The organism is Halomicronema sp. CCY15110, from assembly GCF_016888165.1.
Classification (GTDB): Bacteria; Cyanobacteriota; Cyanobacteriia; order Phormidesmidales; family Phormidesmidaceae; genus Halomicronema.
The window spans coordinates 1-4,923 of sequence record NZ_JACSWC010000256.1 but is presented as its reverse complement, the minus strand read 5'-3'; the positions used below and the strand labels follow the sequence as shown (position 1 = coordinate 4,923).

General features: G+C 50.3%; 3 protein-coding genes and 3 pseudogenes. 1 reads left to right on the top strand and 5 read right to left on the bottom strand.

The genetic code is table 11. The features are described from left to right. Positions 1-126: 126 nt before the first annotated feature. From JUK32_RS10260 to JUK32_RS28695, 4 genes and pseudogenes are all read right to left on the bottom strand, one after another. Positions 127-366, bottom strand: a pseudogene (locus tag JUK32_RS10260) (type II toxin-antitoxin system VapC family toxin); the annotation flags it as partial. After that, on the bottom strand, positions 357-581 hold the full coding sequence (locus JUK32_RS10255; RefSeq protein WP_204138763.1) for a hypothetical protein: 225 nt from the start codon (positions 579-581) through the stop codon (positions 357-359). The gene JUK32_RS10255 and the pseudogene JUK32_RS10260, both read right to left, overlap by 10 nt. A gap of 90 nt (positions 582-671) precedes the next feature. Next, a complete protein-coding gene (locus tag JUK32_RS10250) occupies positions 672-1,916 on the bottom strand; it encodes a restriction endonuclease subunit S (RefSeq protein ID WP_204138762.1) in 1,245 nt (414 codons plus the stop codon). Next, a pseudogene (locus tag JUK32_RS28695) lies at positions 1,916-3,435 on the bottom strand (N-6 DNA methylase). Before JUK32_RS28695 ends, JUK32_RS10250 begins: the two are co-directional and overlap by 1 nt. Before the next feature lie 537 nt (positions 3,436-3,972). On the opposite strand from JUK32_RS28695, the gene JUK32_RS10240 reads away from it, so the two are divergent. Continuing rightward, the gene (locus tag JUK32_RS10240; protein ID WP_204138761.1) at positions 3,973-4,545 is read left to right on the top strand and encodes a hypothetical protein; all 573 of its coding nucleotides are present in this window, start codon (positions 3,973-3,975) and stop codon (positions 4,543-4,545) included. A 76-nt stretch (positions 4,546-4,621) separates the two neighbouring features. On the opposite strand, the pseudogene JUK32_RS10235 reads toward JUK32_RS10240, so the two are convergent. Beyond that, positions 4,622-4,840, bottom strand: a pseudogene (locus tag JUK32_RS10235) (IS630 family transposase); the annotation flags it as partial. Between the last annotated feature and the right edge of the window lie 83 nt (positions 4,841-4,923).

The following is a 4,923-nucleotide window of genomic DNA, read 5'->3' as shown; positions in this document are numbered from 1 at the left end:
GGGGCTCAGGAAATTTGAGGCCATCTTTCAGGGATGGTCACTAGCCCAGGAGGGATTTATGTGTACTTAGTAGCCCATCTTGGGAGAGGGATTTAGGGAGAGGGGCTACGAAAGTGGGATGCACCCGATGGCAAGCTCCAGAAATCCCGCTCTTTGCAAGGTTTGAGCGTAGGTCTCGACCAGTTCTTTGGCTGCTGGCAGCTTACCAACCCGATATTTGGTCGCAATTTCCCAGGCAGAGGCACTGCTGACGAAGATGCAATTTTGCGGGTCGTCGATGATGGCGCGACAGGTAGCGCCAAGCTTCGGCTCATCAAAGATCCACCACAGCAGGATGTGGGTATCGAGCAGATAACTCATTCCCATTCCTGCAATTCCTCTTCGGTCATCGGCTCAAAAAAGGCATCCCCCACATGACCTTTTAGTAGTCCCGGAGTGCGCCGTTTAGCTTCGCTCTCGGCAGGAGGCTCGTCACTGGCTTGGGTCAGCCCTAGGCGATAGTAGTGGATGAGGTTGTAAATCTCCGCGAGCTTGTCTTCGGGGAGAGCCTGGAGTTCTTGCATGATTTGCTGAAGAAGCATGGATCAAACTCCTATGAGGTAGGGGTGAGGGTGTTTTCATCATCGCTTAGAAATCAAGAGACTGTCAGGAAACACGATTAACAAAACAAACTACGCCGCCACGACTTCCTTCGCACCCTCTACAGCCGCATCGCCCACCTCAGCCGTCAACTCACCAGAGAACGCCCTTTGCAAAATCGACTGCTTGAGTTCATTGAGGGCAGCGAGTTTTTGCTCGTAGATGGCTTCAAGGCGTTTAATCTGCTTCTCGAAACCTTCGAGGTCTTTGACAATCAAATCCTGTTCTTTTTTAGGAATTCTGGGGACAGAGAACTTCCGTAACGCCCTGAGAGAGACAGTTTTCTGGGCAGTTCCCGTAGCGCATTCATGGGCCTGCTGTAAGAGGTGACGGGACAGCAACATGTAATACAGGCACTTTGGATTTGTCTCTGCATCTGGCCTAATCAAACCGATGTGCCGCTGAAAGCAAAACTCCATATCGTGATCAACGACAACTGGAATCGCGTAAGAGCCTGTAACCGTATAGAGAACATCGCCTCGGCGTGGTTTTCGATTCTCTTTCAAATTACTGAAGTACTCTGGCGGGACTTTAAACGTGTCCGAGAAATCTATTGTCCGATTTTGTTTATCTATATTTGAAATCGTGATGAACGGAATGCCAGATTTAGTCTTTGGTGGCGGCTGGTGGTCCCCGTCTGTAATATCGGTTGTGATATCAGACAGGGAGGCCCATTCCCATTCGTTTCCTTTCCGAACAAATACAGCGTTCAGGTAGCTTTCAAAGAGTTCGCGGGCGTTGGCGAGGTTCTTTTCGGTGTTGGCGATCGCGCTATCAATCCCCTCAAACGCCTCATCCAATATCGCCACAATCCGCTTCTGTTCAGCGATCGGCGGAGTCGGGATAACCATCGCTGATAGCTTGGAAGCATTGAAGCCACCTTGAGCACTGCCCGAAATACCGGAGGTCACACTATCCCAGTACTCGCGAGTTTGAAAATACTTGGAAACGAATCGTGCTAAGACTCCTGAATCTTCAACTCTGAGACGGATCAAATACGATGCCGCAACCGATTCTGGAGGATCGCAAACAAGGTAACTTTTACCAGTCGTAGCGCCAGTCCTTGCAAACACGATGTCTTGATCGTAAAGCTTGTGCTTTTTGAAATCAGCTTCGTCAATTGGGCAGTGAGGAACGCTTGACCAATCTACTGAATCGTTTTGAATGTCGGTGATTCTGAGAAACTTGGGGCCAACCTCTTCAAATGAAGCCTTGGCTGTATAGCCGTAGTTAATTGCAGCAATATCCCCTAGTTCCGACTTTTTCCAGCCCTTCATCACAACATCCCCCCAATTCCAGCCAAAATCTCCGCACTCTCCTGATCCAGCGCCGCAATCTCATCCATGATCTCCTGCGGGTCGCGGAGGGGGGCTGCTTCAGGGGCGTTGGGGTTCTTCACCGACAGGTCAAAAGTTTCGGGGTCAACGTCCGCCACATCCAGAAACCAGGACTTCGCCGTTTCCGCCAGCGTCGCCTGGAGTTCCACAAACTCCTTCAGGTCATCGTCATTCAGCGGATTGGTTTTGCCCAGGCTGCGATCGGGATCGAGCTGGTAGTACCAGATCTTCTTAGTGGCTGTACCCTGAGCGCTCTGCCCTGAGCTTGTCGAAGGGGAGTCGTTGGCGAAGCCTTCCCGAAGGGAATAGGGAGCTTTCTCAAAAAACAGCACCACCGTCTTCACCCCCGCCCCAATAAACGTGCCACCGGGGCAGTCGAGCACCGTGTGCAGATTGCAGCTCGACAGTAGCTCTCGCCGAATCGCGCGGGAAGCATTGTCAGAGTTCGACAAAAAGGTGTTTTTGATCACCACCGCCGCTCTGCCCCCCGGCCTCAGCAGCTTGATGAAATGCTGCAAAAACAGAAACGCCGTTTCCCCCGTTTTGATCGGGAAATTTTGCTGCACCTCCTTCCGCTCCTTGCCCCCAAACGGCGGATTCGCCAGGATCACATCAAAGCGGTTCTTGTCCTGCACGTCGCTGAGGTTTTCCGTCAGCGTGTTGGTGTGGATGATGTTCGGCGCATCGATGCCGTGCAAAATCAGGTTCATAATGCCGATCACATAGGCCAGGCTCTTCTTCTCTTTGCCCGTAAAGGTACGGGTTTGCAGATCTTCGAGTGCTGGGTGGTGAGCTGGCCCCGGCGCAGGTACTCATAGCTATCACACAAAAACCCCGCCGAGCCGCAGGCCCCGTCATAAATGGTCTCCCCCAGTTGGGGCCGCACCACTTGCACCATGGCGCGAATCAGCGATCGCGGCGTGTAATACTCCCCACCGTTGCGCCCGGCGTTGCCCATGTTCTTGATTTTGGCCTCATACAGGTGCGAGAGTTCGTGCTTCTCCTCCTGAGAGCCAAACCGCAGCTCGTCGATGTACTCCAGGGCATCCCGCAGGCTGTAGCCACTCTGAAACTTGTTCTTGATCTCCCCAAAAATCTCGCCAATCTTGTATTCGATGGTGTTGGGGCTGCTGGCCCGCTGCTTAAATCCCTGCAAATAGGGAAACAGCGCCGTGTTCACAAAGTCGATCAGGTCATCGCCAATCAGCACCTTGTCGTGGTCAATCTCCCCGTCCGCCGTCTTCGGCGCGGCCCAACTCGACCAGCGATAGCCCCCCTCCAGCAAGTACGTGTAGTCCTTGCCCAGCAGCTCCGCCTCCAGCGCCCGTTCCTGCTCCAAGTCATCCAGATATTTCAGAAACAACAGCCACGATGTCTGCTCCGTGTAGTCCATCTCGGTGGCGCAGCCCGCCTCCTTCCAGAGCACATCGTCGATATTTCGGAAGGTTTGCTCAAACATGAAGCGCAACAGCTAGTTGAACAGTACTGACTAAGATTACCTGCGATCGCCCCATGAACCACACCAGCGCTCATAAAATTTGTCTAGAGATACCCCCAGGGCACGCTATTCATAGAGGTTCCTAAACATTGCAGTGAACTGAGCACCTGCAAGCCTTAAATGATGTGGTCGTACCAGCTTGAGACAAATCACAACAGCGAGAGATCGTTTTTCTTATAGTCTGCCCAAAAGATTTACAGCACTTGTTTAAAGTTAAAAAAAAGTATGTTTCCTCCGGATGAGAATCATGAGAATTTATACTTATTAGTGAACTCAGATCTTAAAAAAACTGAATTCAATTGCCACGATTGTTCAGACAAGGCTAAACACAAATACAGACGTATTCACCGCTCTTTCCGATCGGCATACAAAGCGTCCGTTCTTCGTAAATTGTCACGAACAGGTTTTGAGCTTAAGTTCAAAGTTTTGTCATCAGCCGAGGCAATATATCCCGTTGCAGCTCCTATTCATATCAGGAACAGCGAGGAGGGTGCCACCATGACTCATTCCACAAACCATTCAAAGCTCTTTAAATTTTCCCCGGTTGAACTACTCTTAATGTTCTTGTTAGCCACCGCTCTAGGGGCTTCAAGCGTATTTGCCTGGCAAGAAATTAGACATCAAACAGACTTGGCTTTAACCGAGCAATTACAGACTGACCTCAAGAACTTGGATAAAGAGTTTCTCCAAACACAAAAATCAGAGAAAGCAACAAAAAACTTACTGTCAGAGGCTAACAAAAAAGTTATTACTCTCAGTAATGAATTAGAAGCTGCACAAGCCTCCATCTCTGCGCTAGAAACTCAACTTTCAACTACCCAGGAGCAAGCTGCTCAATTAAATGCACAAGCAATCAGCTTGCAAGAAGACACCAAGCTTCTGACTAGTTGTATCCGTGATGTTTATCCCTTAGCCAATGAGTATAGCCAACTCAATATTTACAACGGAGAGAGTTTGAGGATGGCAGTTTTTACTGTCCCAGCACTTTATTTACATACAAGAGCGCTGAATCAGTCTTGGAACACAGGGTCTTGCCAGCAAGCACAAGCTGTACTTGACCGTTATCCTTAACTGGAAAGCGAGATCAGCAAAAGTTTTCCGCGTTGCCAACAGAGTTGCCGACTGATGCCGCAACACTAGTGGTCTGTCAGTTATCAATTTGTGGGTAAAGCCGCTTGAGTCGAATCCGTGCATCTGTGGTCGTAAACTGCCAATTGACGGACTTGTGCAAGCGATTGCGCTCGATGTACCAAGCGGTGGTTTCGCACGCTAAGGTGCCACGGTCAGGAATGCGGCGTGCCAAGCATTGACGGGTTAATGCCGACAGTTCATTTTCGGCAATATTGAGCCAACTCCCATGTTTGGGTGCCAAGAGCCAGCCCTTTCAAGGTGCTTTCTTCTCAGCTTTAGCTTTGGCAAGCAATCGAGCGGTTGAGACATGAGGTTTCT

Coding starts and splice junctions, on each gene's coding strand:
- JUK32_RS10255 (WP_204138763.1), bottom strand. CDS start 581: ATGCTTCTTCAGCAAATCATGCAAGAACTCCAGGCTCTCCCCGAAGAC.
- JUK32_RS10240 (WP_204138761.1), top strand. CDS start 3,973: ATGACTCATTCCACAAACCATTCAAAGCTCTTTAAATTTTCCCCGGTT.
- JUK32_RS10250 (WP_204138762.1), bottom strand. CDS start 1,916: ATGAAGGGCTGGAAAAAGTCGGAACTAGGGGATATTGCTGCAATTAAC.